At 70.7% G+C, this 14,988-nt stretch carries 11 protein-coding genes; 5 read left to right on the forward strand and 6 right to left on the reverse strand.

Translation table 11 applies throughout. The features are described 5' to 3' along the window. The first annotated feature begins 484 nt into the window (after positions 1-484). The 3 genes from bioB (at position 485) to ACGF0J_RS31755 (ending at position 3,762) form a co-directional block, all read left to right on the forward strand. Entirely contained in the window at positions 485-1,609 is a 1,125-nt protein-coding gene (gene bioB / locus ACGF0J_RS31745; RefSeq protein ID WP_393151756.1) for a biotin synthase BioB, read from the forward strand. After that, positions 1,602-2,906, forward strand: a complete 1,305-nt coding sequence (locus ACGF0J_RS31750) for an adenosylmethionine--8-amino-7-oxononanoate transaminase (protein WP_393151758.1) — start codon at positions 1,602-1,604, stop codon at positions 2,904-2,906. The genes bioB and ACGF0J_RS31750 overlap by 8 nt, the downstream gene beginning before the upstream one ends. A 550-nt stretch (positions 2,907-3,456) precedes the next feature. Then, positions 3,457-3,762 (forward strand): hypothetical protein, encoded by a 306-nt coding sequence (locus tag ACGF0J_RS31755; protein ID WP_393151760.1) that lies wholly within the window; start codon positions 3,457-3,459, stop codon positions 3,760-3,762. A 62-nt stretch (positions 3,763-3,824) separates the two neighbouring features. On the opposite strand, the gene ACGF0J_RS31760 is transcribed toward ACGF0J_RS31755, so the two are convergent. Beyond that, on the reverse strand, positions 3,825-4,595 hold the full coding sequence (locus ACGF0J_RS31760) for a PhzF family phenazine biosynthesis protein (RefSeq protein WP_393151762.1): 771 nt from the start codon (positions 4,593-4,595) through the stop codon (positions 3,825-3,827). A 168-nt stretch (positions 4,596-4,763) separates the two neighbouring features. Between ACGF0J_RS31760 and ACGF0J_RS31765 the strand changes: the two genes are divergently transcribed. Next, positions 4,764-5,144, forward strand: a complete 381-nt coding sequence (locus ACGF0J_RS31765) for a cell division protein SepF (RefSeq protein WP_393151764.1) — start codon at positions 4,764-4,766, stop codon at positions 5,142-5,144. Between the two features lie 524 nt (positions 5,145-5,668). Here the strand turns inward: ACGF0J_RS31765 and ACGF0J_RS31770 are convergent. From ACGF0J_RS31770 to ACGF0J_RS31790, 5 genes are all read right to left on the reverse strand, one after another. Continuing rightward, positions 5,669-7,000, reverse strand: a complete 1,332-nt coding sequence (locus ACGF0J_RS31770) for a hypothetical protein (RefSeq protein ID WP_393151766.1) — start codon at positions 6,998-7,000, stop codon at positions 5,669-5,671. A gap of 133 nt (positions 7,001-7,133) precedes the next feature. Beyond that, positions 7,134-8,861: an arginine--tRNA ligase gene (gene argS / locus ACGF0J_RS31775; RefSeq protein ID WP_393151767.1), complete on the reverse strand. Its 1,728-nt coding sequence runs from the start codon at positions 8,859-8,861 to the stop codon at positions 7,134-7,136. Beyond that, complete coding sequence (locus ACGF0J_RS31780) at positions 8,858-11,200, reverse strand: HAD-IC family P-type ATPase (RefSeq protein WP_393151769.1); 2,343 nt, start codon at positions 11,198-11,200, stop codon at positions 8,858-8,860. The genes argS and ACGF0J_RS31780 overlap by 4 nt, the downstream gene beginning before the upstream one ends. A gap of 48 nt (positions 11,201-11,248) precedes the next feature. Then, positions 11,249-12,268: a phosphate acyltransferase PlsX gene (gene plsX, locus ACGF0J_RS31785; protein WP_393151771.1), complete on the reverse strand. Its 1,020-nt coding sequence runs from the start codon at positions 12,266-12,268 to the stop codon at positions 11,249-11,251. A gap of 127 nt (positions 12,269-12,395) precedes the next feature. Then, on the reverse strand, positions 12,396-12,953 hold the full coding sequence (locus ACGF0J_RS31790) for a DUF1707 domain-containing protein (RefSeq protein WP_393151773.1): 558 nt from the start codon (positions 12,951-12,953) through the stop codon (positions 12,396-12,398). 177 nt (positions 12,954-13,130) lie between these two features. On the opposite strand from ACGF0J_RS31790, the gene ACGF0J_RS31795 reads away from it, so the two are divergent. Next, positions 13,131-14,447: a KamA family radical SAM protein gene (locus ACGF0J_RS31795; protein WP_393151775.1), complete on the forward strand. Its 1,317-nt coding sequence runs from the start codon at positions 13,131-13,133 to the stop codon at positions 14,445-14,447. Positions 14,448-14,988: the final 541 nt, after the last annotated feature.

Raw genomic sequence — 14,988 nt, forward strand, 5'->3', positions numbered from 1 at the left:
ATGGTACTGCACTCGGGAGGGTGTGGGAGAGTAGGTCACCGCCGGACAATTTTTGTTGAGGGAATTGGGGCTTCACCTTCGGGTGGGGCCCCTTTCTCGTATGCCCGGAGTTGGGTTCGACGTCGGAGCCCACCAGCGGCGCCGCGCCACTGCGACCCGCACACCGACCGCTCGCCGACCCGTAGCCGGCGGGCCACGACCGCGTCCTTCGTCCACGCGCGAACATCTCCCCGGCCTGAAGACGCGCCTGCTCGCGTCGCTGTTTCTCCTCGGCGGTGAGCGTCGTCCACGATTATGGCCGCTCCGACGTCACGTCCGTCCTCGGCCAGCGTTGGAGACAAGATCAATCGGCGGGTCGTGACGGCCAGGGAATCCAGCCCGGTTATGTGCGTGGCCGTGATGAGGCCGTTCTACAACGTTCCCTGGACGATCTTGTCAGGATCGCCCATCGGGTGTCGCCGATGGTCCGGCGGAGGATCGAGGCATGGAACTGTTGACTACGCTGGTGGACAAGGGGCTGCGCGGACAGGCGCCGACGCGCGAGGAGGCCCTGGCCGTGCTGGCTACTTCCGACGACGAACTGCTCGATGTGGTGGCTGCGGCCGGGAAGGTGCGGCGGAGGTGGTTCGGCCGTCGGGTCAAGCTCAACTACCTCGTCAACCTGAAGTCGGGCCTGTGTCCTGAGGACTGCTCGTACTGCTCGCAGCGGCTGGGCTCGAAAGCCGAGATCCTCACCTACAGCTGGCTCAAGCCGCACGAGGCCGCCGCCGCGGCAGAGGCTGGGACGAAGGGCGGCGCCAAGCGTGTGTGTCTGGTGGCCAGCGGGCGTGGCCCCACCGACGGGGACGTCGAGCGGGTCGTCGGCACCATCGAGGCGATCAAGGAGCACAGTCCCGACGTGGAGATCTGCGCCTGCCTGGGCCTGCTGTCGCAGCGGCAGGCCGCGCGGTTGCGCGAGGCGGGCGTCCACGCCTACAACCACAACCTCAACACCTCTGAGGACCAGTACGGCAAAATCTGCACCACGCACGGATTCGCCGATCGGGTGGACACCGTCCGGCGTTCGCGTGAGGCAGGCATGTCGGCCTGCTCCGGTCTGATCGCCGGGATGGGTGAGAGCGACGCAGACCTGGTGGACGTGGCCTTCGCGCTGCGAGAACTCGACGTGGACTCGGTGCCGGTGAACTTCCTCATCCCCTTCCAGGGGACCCCGCTGTCACAGACGTGGGAGCTCACCCCGCAGCGGTGCCTGCGGATTCTGGCGATGGTCCGCTTCGTCTGCCCGGACGTGGAGGTCCGCCTCGCCGGTGGCAGGGAGATCCACCTGCGCAGCCTGCAGCCTCTGGCCCTGCACATCGTCAACTCGATCTTCCTCGGCGACTACCTGACCAGCGAGGGACAGCCCGGCAAGGCCGACCATGAAATGATCAAGGACTTGGGCTTCGTGGTCGAGGAACCGGGGTCCGCCACGCTACCCGAGCGCCGCGGCGCGGCCGCGCCCGACCAGCAGAGGAAGCACGGCGACGCGCCGGCCGCCGAATCCCCACGCACCGACCTGGTGGCGTTGCGCCGCCGCGGCGCCGGTACCGACCTGGCGCCCAATGCGTGACCCCCGGCACGTCCCGGAGCTGCTGGAGCTGGACCGGGCCCACGTGTGGCATCCATACGCGCCGATGCCGGGCCGCGAAACCCCGCTGCTGGTGGAAGCGGCCTCCGGGGTACGGTTGCGGCTGGCCGAGCCGGTCGAGGGCCACATCGAGCTGGTCGACGCGATGTCCTCCTGGTGGGCCGCCATCCACGGCTACGGACACCCCGTCCTGGACGCCGCAGTACGCGACCAGCTGGGCCGGATGAGCCACGTCATGTTCGGCGGGCTCACCCACGAGCCCGCCATCCACCTCGCCACCCGCCTGGCGGAGATGACCCCAGATCCGCTGGAGCACGTCTTCCTGGTCGACTCAGGTTCGGTCGCGGTCGAGGTGGCGGTCAAGATGTGCCTGCAGTACTGGCGGTCGCTCGGCCATCCGGACAAACAACGCCTGCTGACCTGGCGCGGCGGGTACCACGGCGACACCTTCCAGCCGATGTCCGTGTGCGACCCCGAGGGCGGCATGCACGCCCTGTGGACCGGCGTGCTGCCGCGACAGGTCTTCGCCTCGGCCCCGCCCGCGGGCTTCGACGCCGAGCTCGACCCCGCCTACATCGCGCACCTGGCCGAGCTCATCGAACGGCACGCGCACGAGGTCGCGGCCGTCATCGTCGAACCGGTGGTGCAGAACGCGGGCGGCATGCGCTTCCTGTCGCCCGGCTACCTGCGGGTACTGCGCGAGTTGTGCGACACGCATGCGGTCCTTCTCGTGTTCGACGAGATCGCCACCGGCTTCGGCCGAACCGGTGCGCTCTTCGCCGCTGACCACGCGGGCGTCGCCCCGGACGTGATGTGCGTGGGCAAAGCCCTCACCGGCGGCTACCTCAGCATGGCGGCCACTGTGTGCACGCCCGAGGTGGCGCACGGCATCGGCCGTGGTGACTTCCCTGTGCTCGCCCACGGCCCCACGTTCATGGGCAATCCGCTCGCCGCCGCCGTCGCGGGGGCCTCGCTCGACCTCCTGACGGACTGCGCGTGGGAGGGCCAGGTCAAGCGGATCGAGACGGGACTGCGGTCCGGGCTCGCCCCCGCGCGCGGGCTGGGCGAGGTGCGCGACGTCCGCGTGCTCGGGGCCATCGGCGTCGTCCAGCTCGACCATGACGTGGACAGGGCCGCCGCCACCCGCGCCGCCGCGCGTCACGGTGTGTGGATACGTCCCTTCAGGGATCTTGTCTACACCATGCCGCCCTACGTCATCGACGACGCCGACCTCGGTCGCGTCACCACCGCGATGGTCGCGGCTGCCGAGGCAGGCTGACACCTTAGGAGGGGAACGTCCTCATACGTCTTCAGGTCATCACCGGGACCGGCCCGAGATCGGCACCGGGACCGGCCCGAGATCGGCACCGGGACCGGCACCGAGATCGGCGAGACCGTGATCATCGCGGCCAGTGCGGCGCGGGCGGTCGCGGCGGGCCGCCGCGATGCCGGGCCGAGACCGGCTCGGGCCGGTCCAGCCCGGCCCGGCGGCGGATGTGCGACGTGGACGAGGGCCCGTCTGGCCGGTCCCGCCACCCGCAGCGAGATTTGTCGCGGGCCGGGCATCGTGGGTGCGTGACGCAGGACCCGTGCACGAAGACGGGTGCGCTCGTGTCGCGGGCCGGGCATCCTGGGCGCGTGACGCAGCACCCGTGAGAAATGGCCGGTGACGCTCCCCGGTGGGTGCGGTGTTCGGGCTGTCTCTCGTGCCTCTGGTCGTAAACCCGCACGGGGTGCCCGACCATGTGGTCACTGATTCTCCGGTAGCGGGCCTGAGCGGGCGGTGTGAATGACATGCTGGGCGGACGGCGATCACAAGGAGATCCACGATGAGCCATCCCATAGGTACTGAGCCCGCGGCCCGGCGCACCCCGCTCAGCACAGAGGAGAGGGTCCGGGCCGAGGCGAACTTCGTCCCGTTCGTCGCCGAGCAGCTCCTCACGAACGGACGGTTCCGGGTGACCGCCGACACCTCTGAGATGGTGGAGCTGTTCCAGGGCGTCGCTCGCCGGGTGGGTGACAGGCTGCAGCGGCCCGTGGTCAGCTACGCCAACGGCAGGGACATCGTGATCACCTTCGGCCAGGCGGGGGCTGCCCATCTCAGCAGTCAAGGAGCCCATTCCACGCTGGAGTGACCGAGAGGCGTCGTCCGGGTGCCCGAGCCGGTGATCGGCTCGGGTCAGTCGCCGACGGGGCGTCAGATGTGCAGGTCGCCCGAGAGGACCGTGACCGCCTGGCCCGCCAGGAGGACCCGGTCGCCCGCCGTTGTGACGCGGACCAGCCCTCCACGGGCGGACAGTTGCGCGCCCACCAGGTCGGCGCGGCCGAGGCGCCCGGACCAGTAGGGGGCCAGGGCGCAGTGGGCGGAGCCGGTCACCGGGTCCTCCGGGACGCCGACGTTCGGGGCGAAGAAGCGGGAGACGAAATCGTAGCCCTCAGACGTCGCCGCGGCCGTCACGATGACGCCACGCGCGTCCACCGCGCGCAGCGCCTCGATGTCCGGGGCGAGCGAGCGTACCTCGTCCTCGGACCGGAGCTCGACCAGCAGGTCGAGGCTGCTTCGGCCCACGCTCACCGGGATGGCGCCGAGCGCTTTTTCCAGTCCCGGGGGAACTGTGGTGGGTGTCACTTCCTTGGCCGGAAAATCCATGGTGATCATGCCCTGGGCGGCTCGATTCACCCTGAGCGTTCCGCTCGCCGTCAGGAAATCGAGCTGACCGGTCGCGGCTCCGGTCGAATAGAGAACGTGGGCCGTGGCCAGCGTCGCGTGGCCGCAGAGGGAGACCTCGACCGTCGGAGTGAACCAGCGCAGCCTTTCGCCGAGCAGGAACGCGGTCTCCGACAGGCCCATCTCGGCGGCCACCGCCTGCATCCACGAGTCGGGTGCCGGAGCCTCCAGGAGGCAGACCCCGGCCGGATTACCCTTGAACGGACTGTCGGTGAAGGCGTCTACAGTGAACACGCGCATGACTCGATGCTATCTGGGGAGACAGTTATCCAGATGAAAGCAGACTGCAAGCCGTACAAAATGGAATTAGTCGTGGGCGTGTCGCATGGCGAACACGGAATCGTCGGTTACCGTCCAATGTGTAGGGACGTGCCGATTACGGTGAGTTCCTGAGGAAAGGACAAGCCGATGGGGGCAGTGCGCAAGGTGGCCGGCTACCTTGGCCTGGGCGCGATAGATCATTATGACGACCACTACGACGACGAGCAGTACGAAGAGGAGTACATGCCGGCGTCGGAGCGGGCCGCGAGGAGGTGGCGGGCAACCGTCGACTCGTCACGGATCGTGATGGTCCAGCCGCTCAAGTACAACGACGCGCCGATGATCGGGCAGCACTTCCGTGACGGTCAGACGGTGATCATGGATGTGACGGGCATGCCGATGCCGGAGGCGACCAGGATGGTCGACTTCGCGGCCGGTCTGGCGTATGGCTGCGAAGGGCGGATCGAGCGCATCGCCGACCGCGTCTTCCTGCTCGCGCCGGCGCACGTGGAGATCGAGACCACCTAGGCCGCACCGAGGGCCGAGCAGCCGGTCGGGGCCTCTGGTCCGTCGCATGGTCGCGACGGGCCGGTCGAGGCGAGCCGCATACGTCGCGGCCGACCGGTGCATTTCGGTCGGCCGGGCCTCGGCGGGCGCCAGGGGGTGCCGGCGGGCGCCGACGGGAGCCGAAGCGTGCTGGCGCGTGCCGGCGGGTGCCGGCGGGTGCCGAAGGGTGCCGGCGGGTGCCGGCGAGTCTCGGCGGTTGACCGGCGAGCGAGTCAGGGCTGTGCAGGTCGTGCCCTCCCAGGGGGAGAGGGTGCGGCCTTTCCGGCCGTGGAGCGCGGGGTGGGTGGGGCGGATTCGGCTCGCCGGGTGACGATCACCTCAGGGCCGGCCGCGGCGCCCGGCCCTCCAAGGCAGAGCCATCCGGGTGGCCGGTCCATCAAGGCACTTGAAGGTCGCTGCGCTGGTGGTGCTGGTCGTGCGAGGCAGATCTCCCGCTGCCTGGGATCACCGGTCGTGGGATGCGTACGGCTGCGGGGGCCGGTTGGTCAGGCCGCGCGGGGGCCGCGGCGGATGAGGCGGGTGAGTTCGGCCGCGTCGTCGGCGGCCTGCTTGGCGCGGCCGTCCGATTCGCGGGCGTAGGCGTGCAGGGCCCAGACGGCACCGTCAGCGAGTTCGCGGAGCTCGGCCACTCGCGCGGCCACGAACCGCGCGTCTGAGGCGATCGCCTCGCGGCGGCGCCAGAGCTGCCAGCCTGCGGCTCCGAGCAGGACCACCCCCACCGCGGCGAGCAGCCACCCGGCCACCGTTGCTCCGGCCAGGCAGCCGACGCCGGCCACGGCCAGGACGATGACGGCCCACGGGGTGCCGCGCGGCAGCGTGCCCTCGGCCACGATGGCGGCTTCGGCCTTGGCGAGCGAGGCGTCGTCGGGGCCTTCGGGGTGAAGCTGGACGGGGTGGCCGAGCAGCGACACGGTCAGCGTGGCGGGCGGCTCCAGGCGGCTGTCGGCCTCCAGCTCCTCTGCCACCCCGCGGAGGATCGGCGCGGCCACGTGCAACGCGATGGCCGCCAGGTGCGGGTCGGCGGCGGGGCGCAGGTCGTCGAGCAGGTACGAGGTGAGCGAGGCCATCGGGCCGGCGGGGCCGCCGAGGCCGGCCAGCGAACGCAGCACGGCGATCGGCTCGTCCTCCTGCCAGGCCGTGGCGGGGCTCGCGGTGCTGTTGGTGAGCGGGGCGGAGGAGGCCTGACCGGCCTGCCCGGCAGAGGTGATCTCCAGGCAGCGGGCGCGCAGCCGCGCCAGCCGCGCCGCGGCCTGGGCCGGCCTGGCCAGCTCGGGCAGCTCGGCCATCTCCGGGAAGTCGGCCAGCGACGTCGGAACGACCACGGCCGGCTCGCCGGGCGCGAGTGCCTGCACCCATTCCTCGTGGTCGGCGTGGTCGGGGATGGCGAGGGTGTCGAGCTTGCGCAGGACGAAGATCTTGCCGGCCGGGCCGTACGCGCCACGGGCGGCGGCCAGCCAGAGCGCGCGCTGGCCGTGGGTGACGGGCTGGTCGAGGGAGAGGTCGCCGAAGGCCGTGCCGAGCCAGGAGGCGTGGATGCGGCTGCCGTGGCCGGCGACGGCCAGGGACAGGCAGAGGAAGAGCGCGGTCCGCTGCTGGTCGCGGCCGGCGGCGCGGCTCAGGGGTTCGAGCGGATCGTCGCCGGCCAGGATCGCCACGAGCGCGTGCACGGCCGGAGGGAGCCAGTGGCCGGGGATGTCCTGGAAGCCGGGCGTGGACGGAGGGGCGGCGCCGTTGGCGGCCAGGTGCGCCAGCAGGGCCTCGGCATAGCGGTGCAGCTCTGCCGCTGCCTGGGGGTCCGCAGTCAGATCCGTGCTCAAGGCAGAGAACTCCCCCATTTTCGGCCTCGGTTCATGACCGCGTAAAGCCTAACCGGGGGGCGCGCCAACCAGGTGGAGGCGCGCCCACGACAAGAGGTACGGCGCGGCGACCGATCCGGATCACCGCAGAGGGTCACATGCGCTCGGGAACGGGCACCCCGAGCAGATCGAGGCCGGCCTCCAGCACGCGCAGGGTCAACGCGCACAGCGCCAGCCGCTGCCGCTTCGTCTCGGCGTCGACGCCGTCCTTGGCGACCGGGCACTCCTCGTAGAAGGTGCTGAACAGGCTCGCGGTCTCGAACAGGAAGGCGCACAGGGCGTGCGGCTCGGAGGCGGTCGCGACCTGCTCCACGAGCGCGCCGAAACGCAGCAGGTGCAGGGCCAGCGCCCGCTCGGCCGGCTCGGCCGGCACGATGGCGCCGTCGGCGTCGGCGGGCATGACCCCGGCCTTACGGAAGATCGACCGGATCCGGGCGGTGGCGTACTGCATGTACGGCCCGGTGTTGCCGGTGAACTTCAGCATGCGGTCGAAGTCGAAGACGTACTCGCTGTCGTGGCTGACCGACAGGTCGGCGTACTTGACCGCGCCCATGCCCACGGCCTGCGCGATCTCGGCCCGGGTCGCCTCGTCGTAGCCGCGCTCGGCGATGGCGGCCGAGGCCCGCTCGACGGCCTCCTGCAGCAGCTCCATCAGCTTGATCGACTCGCCGGACCGGGTCTTGAAGCGGCGGCCGTCCTTGCCGAGCATCATGCCGATCTGGACGTGCTCGGCCGAGACGGTGTCGGGCAGCCAGCCGGCCTGCTGGGCGGCGGCGAACACCATGCGGAAGTGGAGTGCCTGGTCGGCGCCGACGACGTAGAGGATGCGGTCGGCCTTGAGGTCGTGCACGCGGTAGCGGATGGCCGCCATGTCGGTGGAGGCGTAGCCGTAGCCGCCGTCGCTCTTGCGGATGATGAGCGGCAGCGGCTTGTCGTCGGAGCCGGTGAACCCGGGCGGGAAGAGGCACAGGGCCCCCTCGCTCAGCACCGCGACCCCGGCCGCCTCCAGGTCGTCGCAGGCCTTGGCGAGCATCGGGTTGTACATGCTCTCGCCGGCGATGTCGGCGTCGGTGAGGGTGACGCCGAGCATGCCGTAGACCTTGTTGAAGTAGCGGACCGTCGCGTCCATGAAGACGTGCCAGAGCCGCAGCGTGTCGGCGTCGCCCGACTGGAGCGTGGTCACCCGGGTGCGGGAGCGCGCCTTGAAACCGTCGTCGCCGTCGAACTTGGCCCGTGCGGCCTGGTAGAACTCGGTGCCCATGCCGGCCTCGAGCTGCGCGACCGCGGTCTCCTCGCCGATGTCGAGCAGGTGCTCGATGAGCATGCCGAAGGGCGTGCCCCAGTCGCCGAGGTGGTTCTGCCGGATGACGGTGTTGCCGACGTGCTCGTGGACGCGGGCCAGCGCGTCGCCGACGATCGTGGTGCGCAGGTGGCCGACGTGCATCTCCTTGGCCGCGTTGGGCGCGGAGTAGTCGATCACGACGGTCTGCGCCGGGGTGACCGTGCCGACGCCGGCGCGCGGGTCGCGCAGCATGCCGGTGGCCTCGCCGGCGATCCACGAGTCGTCGAGCGTGATGTTGAGGAAGCCGGGGCCGCTGACCTCGACCGTGCCGGGGAAGTCGGACAGCTCGGCGGCGAGCGCCTGGGCGACCTCCCGCGGCGACCGTCGCAGACGCTTGGCCAGGCTCATCGCGACGTTCGCCTGGAAGTCGGCGAACTGGGAGGGCCGGATCAGCGGGTCTGCGTCGGCGTGCTCGGCCCCGAACGCGGCGGCGAGAGCCTGCTGCACGCGCTGGGCGAGCACAATCTGCGGGTCGGTCATGCTCTAAGGGTACCGGCGAGCCTGACCGCGACGCTGATCGTCAGCGCGGCGACCGCGGAGATGCCGACGGCGGCCAGATCGGTGCCGGCGCCGCTGGGTTCCAGGGCGAACAGCTCTCGTACGGTCGGCAGCGCGAGCGCCGCCGCGAACAGCACGGCCATCGATCCGACCAGCACGACCCGCCACCAGGTGAGCGGTCTGGCGACGAGCACGAGGACCCACCACGTGGTGAGGAACAGCGCGATCACCGCGGCGGTCCGGTCCTCGTTCAGGGTGGAGGTGTCGCTGTGCGCGACCCAGAACGACAGCATCACCGCGGCCGCGCACACCACTCCGGCCGGTACGGCCAAGCGGAGCACCCGCGGCACGAACCCGGGCCGTGCTCGCTCCAGGGTCGGCGCGAGCGCCAGGAAGAACGCGGGCACCCCGATCGTCAGCGCGTTGACCAGCGTCGAGTGCCGCGGCGCGAACGGGAACATCATCCCGAGCACTCCGGTGAGCAGGGACAGCACGATCGCGTAGAACGTCTTGGTGAGGAAGAGGCCGGAGACCCGTTCGATGTTGGCCAGGACGCGGCGGCCCTCGCCCACCACGTGCGGCAGCGTCGCGAACCGGTTGTCGAGCAGCACCACCTGGGCCACGGCCTTGGTGGCGGGGCTGCCCGCGCCCATCGCGATGCCGAGGTCGGCGTCCTTGAGCGCGAGCACGTCGTTGACGCCGTCGCCGGTCATCGCCACGGTGTGGCCGCGGGACTGCAGGGCGGTGACGAACTGGCGCTTCTGGCGGGGGGTGACCCGGCCGAAGACGGCGTTGTTGTCGAGGATCTCGGCGAGCTTGTCCGGGTCGTCGTCCGGCAGGCTCCTGGCGTCGACGGCCCGGTGGCCGTCGGGGATGCCGAGGCCGGTGGCGATGGCGGCGACCGCCTCGGGGTTGTCGCCGGAGATGACCTTGACGGTGACGCCCTGCCGGGCGAAGTACGCCAGCGTCTCGTGGGCGTCGGGCCGGATGCGCTGTCTGAGCGTGACGAGCGCCACGCACTCCGTCTCCGAGGTCTCCGGGGTCTCCGGGGCCGCCGACGCGCCGGAACCACCGGGCGCGTCGGACGTGACCGTGGACAGGTCGCCGGTACGGCAGAGCGCGAGCACCCGCGCGCCGGTGGCCGCCAGCGTCGCGGCCTGCCGGTAACCGTCGTGGTCCTCGCCGAGCAGCACGTCGGGAGCGCCGAGCACCCAGGCTCCGTGCGGCCCGAAGTCGGCGCCGCTCCACTTGCGGGCCGAGGAGAACGGCACGGTCTCGGTGGCTCGCCACCCGTCGGGCGACGACGGGTGGCGCGCCTGGATGGCCTGGGCGGTGGCGTTGGGCCGGTGGTCGGCGTTGGCCAGTGCGGCGAGCGCCTCGTGCACCGGCCGGTCGGCCCGTAACGGCAGCACCCGGTCGAGGTCCATGCCGCCGGCCGTCAGCGTGCCCGTCTTGTCCAGGCAGAGGACGTCCACCCTGGCCAGGCCCTCGATCGCGGGCAGCTCCTGGACCAGGCACTTGCGCCGGCCCAGCCGTACGACGCCGACGGCGAAGGCGATCGAGGTCATCAGCACCAGGCCCTCGGGGATCATGGTGACGATGCCGGCGACCGCGCCGGTGATGGCGGTGCTGAAGTCGGCCGAGTTGCTGAGCTGGCTGTAGGTCAGCAGGGCGCCGATCGGCAGCACCAGCCAGGTGATGTACTTGATGAAGTTGCGCACGCCGTCGCGCAGCTCGGAGTGGGCGAGGTGGAACGCGCTGGCCTCTTCGGCGAGCCGGACGGCGTAGGCGTCGGTGCCGACCTTGGTGGCGACGAACGCGCCGGAGCCTGCCACGGCGAAGCTGCCCGAGAGCACCTGGTCGCCGGGTTGCTTGTGCACGGGGTCGGCCTCGCCGGTGAGCAGCGACTCGTCGATCTCCAGCCCGTCGCTGTGCACGACCTCGCCGTCCACCAGCAGCCGGTCGCCGGGGCCGAGCAGGACGAGGTCGCCGAGGACCACCTCGTGCGGCGGGAGCTCCCGGTCGCGGCCGTCACGGCGTACCGTGACCGGCGCCTCGTTGATCACGGCCAGCTGGTCGAGCGTGCGCTTGGCGCGCCACTCCTGGACGATGCCGATCAGCGCGTTGGCCACCATCACCAGGCCGAACATGCTGTCCTGCCAGTGCCCGAAGACCAGGATGAGCACCCACAGCGCGCCGATGACCAGGTTGAACAGTGTGAAGACGTTGGCCCTGATGATCGCGCCGAACGATCTGCTGGAGCGGCGCGGAACGATGTTCCGCTTCGCCTGGGCAACTTGTGCCGAGGTGAGCCCTTCCACCCATCCCCCCGTTTGTGTGGACCGCCCAAGACTGCCACACGGTGGGGGTTATCGCCGTTTGTTTGAGCGTTGGGTCGCGGCGACCCGTTCGCCGATCCTGGCCACGATGCCGCCGGCGGCCAGGTCGGCGGCGAGCCGGCAGGCGGCGCTGACGCCCTGGGCGCGAGAGGAGCCGTGGGCGATCACCACGGTGCCGTTGAGGCCGAGCAGCACCGCGCCGCCGTGGGCTTCGGCGTCGAGCCGGCGGTGCAGGTCGCGGATGCGCGAGCGCTGCAGGAACGCTCCCAGCCGGGCCGCCGGGTGGTCGTGGATCGTCTCCTTGAGCTGCTGGAAGGCGTAGCGGACGGCGCCTTCCATGGTCTTCAGGGCGACGTTGCCGGTGAAGCCGTCGGTGACGATCACGTCCACGACCCCGTTGAGCAGGTCGTAGCCCTCGATGTTGCCGGTGAAGTGGATGCCGGTGGAGGCGTGCAGCAGTTCGTGCGCCCGCTTGACGAGTTTGGTGCCCTTCTCGGGCTCGCTGCCGATCGTGAGCAGGCCGACCCTGGGTCTGGAGATGTCGAAGGCCAGCTCGGCGTAGGCGGAGCCCAGGTGCGCGAACTGCACCAGCATCTCCGGCTTGATCTCGGCGTTCGCGCCCGCGTCGAGCAGCAGCGTCGGCTGCGGCTGGGTGGGCAGGGCGACGGCGATGGCCGGGCGGAGCACGCCCTGCTGCGCCTTGAGCCGGAGCCGGCCGGTGGCCACGATCCCGGCCGTCGAGCCGGCCGACACCACGGCACAGGCGTCGCCCCGCCGGACGAGGTGGCTGGCGATCGCGATGCTGGAGCGGGGGCGGCGCAGGCTGGCCAGCGCGCCCTCGTCCATCGACAGGGCCTCCTCGGCCCGGACGATCGGGATCTCGCTGGTGGCGTCGTGGTCGGCGAGCGCCTCGTACAGCACGCGGGGCGAGCCGACGAGCACGACCGGCAGCCCGCGCTCGCGGACGGCGTGCACCGCGCCTGCCACGATCTCGTGGGGTGCGTGGTCGCCGCCCATGGCGTCGAGCGCGATCGGCTTGCTGTCGGACACTGGTCACCTCGTACGGCATGCGAGCCCGCTGCCACCCCGCCATCACTGGGTGGCCGGAACGCGGGCCCGGGTGTGTCCGCATCGCAGGCGGGATGCATGCCAAGGCTAACCGGTGCCCGGAGCGGCCCTACCTCAGGTTCCAGTCGGAGACGCCCCGGGAGACGATCACCTTGGCGAACATGGACCTGCCGACGATGCGGATGAGGGGCCCGTCGCCGTCGGAGCCGCCCGTCACGTCGCGCTTGCCGAACATGGAGCCGCCCTCGTCGATCACCCTGGCGTCGTCGGGGACGCGCACGATCAGCTTGGCGAACCGGGCGTCGGCCTCGATGGTGATCTCACGGCCGGGCAGCACGGCCTGCGACAGGTCGACGATCAGTGCGCCGAACCTGGCCGACAGCCTGGTGTGCCGGGAGGCGACCCAGCGGCCCTTCCTGATCACCTTGCTGAACGTCGAGTCGATCGTCTGCCGCTCGACGGCGGCGGGGGCGCGGGAGGCGGCCACGTCGGGAAGGTCGTGGGTGAGGGGGACGAGCTCACCGACCGTCCTGGCCGTGTAGGCGGCGTCGAGGCGGTCGGCGTGCTCGACGCTGGTGAGTCGTCCCGAGGCGAGGGCCTCGCCGAGCACGGCGGCCACGCGGTCACGGTCGGCGTCGGAGGCGCGCAGGCCGGTGTCGTCGGTCACGTTCGTCAGTGTACGCGCCAACGCGATATGTCGCGAGAGTCGAGAATCCTGAGCAAATTCTTCGACCTCGGCGGGAACCGTAGCCCCCGCGGGCCGCGTCCCGATATAAGAACCCTAGACGCGCGACACGGCCATGAGGTTTACCGGCGATCGAACAAAAAAGATAGGAAAGGCCTAGTGATCTTGAACCAGGCAGGCACGCGACGCTTCCGGGCATACACGTCCAAGCACCTCGACGAGCTCCTGCAGCGGGCGGGCCTGGGCGACGACGAGCGGCTGAGGGTCCGCGCCGTCGCCACAGTGCTGCCCTTTCGGACCAACGCCTACGTGGTCGACGAACTCATAGACTGGTCGGCGGCGCCCGACGACCCCATGTACCGCCTCGTCTTCCCCCAGGCGGACATGCTGCCCGAGGCCGACGTCGCTCGGCTGGCCGACCTGCTGAAGGCGGAGGCTCCCAACGCGGAGATCCAGGCCGAGGCCAACCGCGTGCGCGCGCAGCTCAACCCGCACCCCGCGGGCCAGATGGAGCTCAACGTGCCCCGCATCGGCAACGAGCCGGTGCCCGGCCTGCAGCATAAATATCCGGAGACGGTCCTCATCTTCCCCAAACAGGGGCAGACGTGCCACGCCTACTGCACCTACTGCTTCCGCTGGGCGCAGTTCGTCGGCGACGCCGACCTGAAGTTCGCCTCCGACGACATCGGCCAGATGGTCGACTACATCCAGCGGCACCCCGAGGTCACCAGCGTCCTGATCACCGGCGGCGACGCCATGATCATGGGTGAGCCGGTGATCAGGCGGTACATCGAACCGCTCCTGGCGCTGGAACAGCTCGAATCGATCCGCATCGGCACCAAGGCGCTCGCCTACTGGCCGCAGCGCTTCACCACCGACCCCGACGCCGACTCCACACTGGAGCTGTTCTCACAGGTCGTGGCGGCGGGCAAGAACCTCGCCTTCATGGCCCACTTCACCCACCCGCGCGAACTGGAGTCCCCGCTGGTGGAGTCGGCGGTCCGGCGGATCCTCGACAGCGGGGCCACGATCCGGACCCAGGCGCCGCTGATCAGATCCATCAACGACGACGCCGGCGTGTGGTCGGGCATGTGGCGCCGGCAGCACCACATGGGGATGATCCCCTACTACATGTTCGTCGAGCGCGACACCGGGCCGCAGGACTACTTCGCGGTCCCGCTCGCGCGGGCGTACGAGATCTTCAGGGACGCCTACGCCTCGGTGTCCGGGCTCTGCCGCACGGTCCGGGGGCCGTCCATGTCGGCCACGCCCGGCAAGGTCTGCGTCGACGGCGTCACCGAGATCGCCGGGGAGCGCGTGTTCATGCTCCACCTCATCCAGGCGCGTGACCCCTCGCTGGTGGGCCGCCCGTTCTTCGCCAAGTACGACCCGGCGGCGGTGTGGCTGACCGATCTGCGCCCGGCCTTCGCCGACCGTTTCCCCTTCGAGGCCGAGGAGTCGCTGCTGCTCGTCTGAGCGGTTCAAGCGCGTATCCCGCGACCGGAAAATCTGTGCCCCCGGCCCGTGGCATTCGCTTTTCCCGTCCGCTGTGCGCGGGCCGTCCGGGTGCCGGGCGGCCATGCGGGAACGCCACCGGAATATCCGAAATAGCCTCCGGCTATTTCCCGAATTGTCGTCCGGCCGCGACTTCTGCTCCGCCCCTCGCCGGGCCGTCAAACTCTCGTCACGCTGGATCGGCGTGGCCTGCGGGCGGCCCGGACGAGGTGATAGAACTTCGCCGGTAGCTCAGCCGGGCCGGCGCGTCACGTGTGGTGTCCATAACGCGTCCGGCTTGGTATTCGGGGGTCATCCGACGCGCTTTTCCCGCGTTTTCCGGGAGCGGTCGGATCACGAGCCGGGAAGGCAATCATGGATCGTGTAGTCAAGGCGGCCGTGGCCGCTGCGTCATTCGGGTTGGCGATGGCCCTCGCGGCCACGCCGGCCCAGGCGCTGGAGCAACGCTTCACCGCCGTTCCCGGTGACGAGCCGGGCGGCGGCGGGCTCCTCGGCCGTCCGT

It is taken from the genome of Nonomuraea sp. NPDC047897 (assembly GCF_043204415.1).
Taxonomy (GTDB): Bacteria; Actinomycetota; Actinomycetes; order Streptosporangiales; family Streptosporangiaceae; genus Nonomuraea.

Coding starts and splice junctions, on each gene's coding strand:
- ACGF0J_RS31765 (WP_393151764.1), top strand. CDS start 4,764: ATGGGGGCAGTGCGCAAGGTGGCCGGCTACCTTGGCCTGGGCGCGATA.
- argS (WP_393151767.1), bottom strand. CDS start 8,861: ATGACCGACCCGCAGATTGTGCTCGCCCAGCGCGTGCAGCAGGCTCTC.
- ACGF0J_RS31760 (WP_393151762.1), bottom strand. CDS start 4,595: ATGCGCGTGTTCACTGTAGACGCCTTCACCGACAGTCCGTTCAAGGGT.
- ACGF0J_RS31750 (WP_393151758.1), top strand. CDS start 1,602: ATGCGTGACCCCCGGCACGTCCCGGAGCTGCTGGAGCTGGACCGGGCC.
- bioB (WP_393151756.1), top strand. CDS start 485: ATGGAACTGTTGACTACGCTGGTGGACAAGGGGCTGCGCGGACAGGCG.
- ACGF0J_RS31755 (WP_393151760.1), top strand. CDS start 3,457: ATGAGCCATCCCATAGGTACTGAGCCCGCGGCCCGGCGCACCCCGCTC.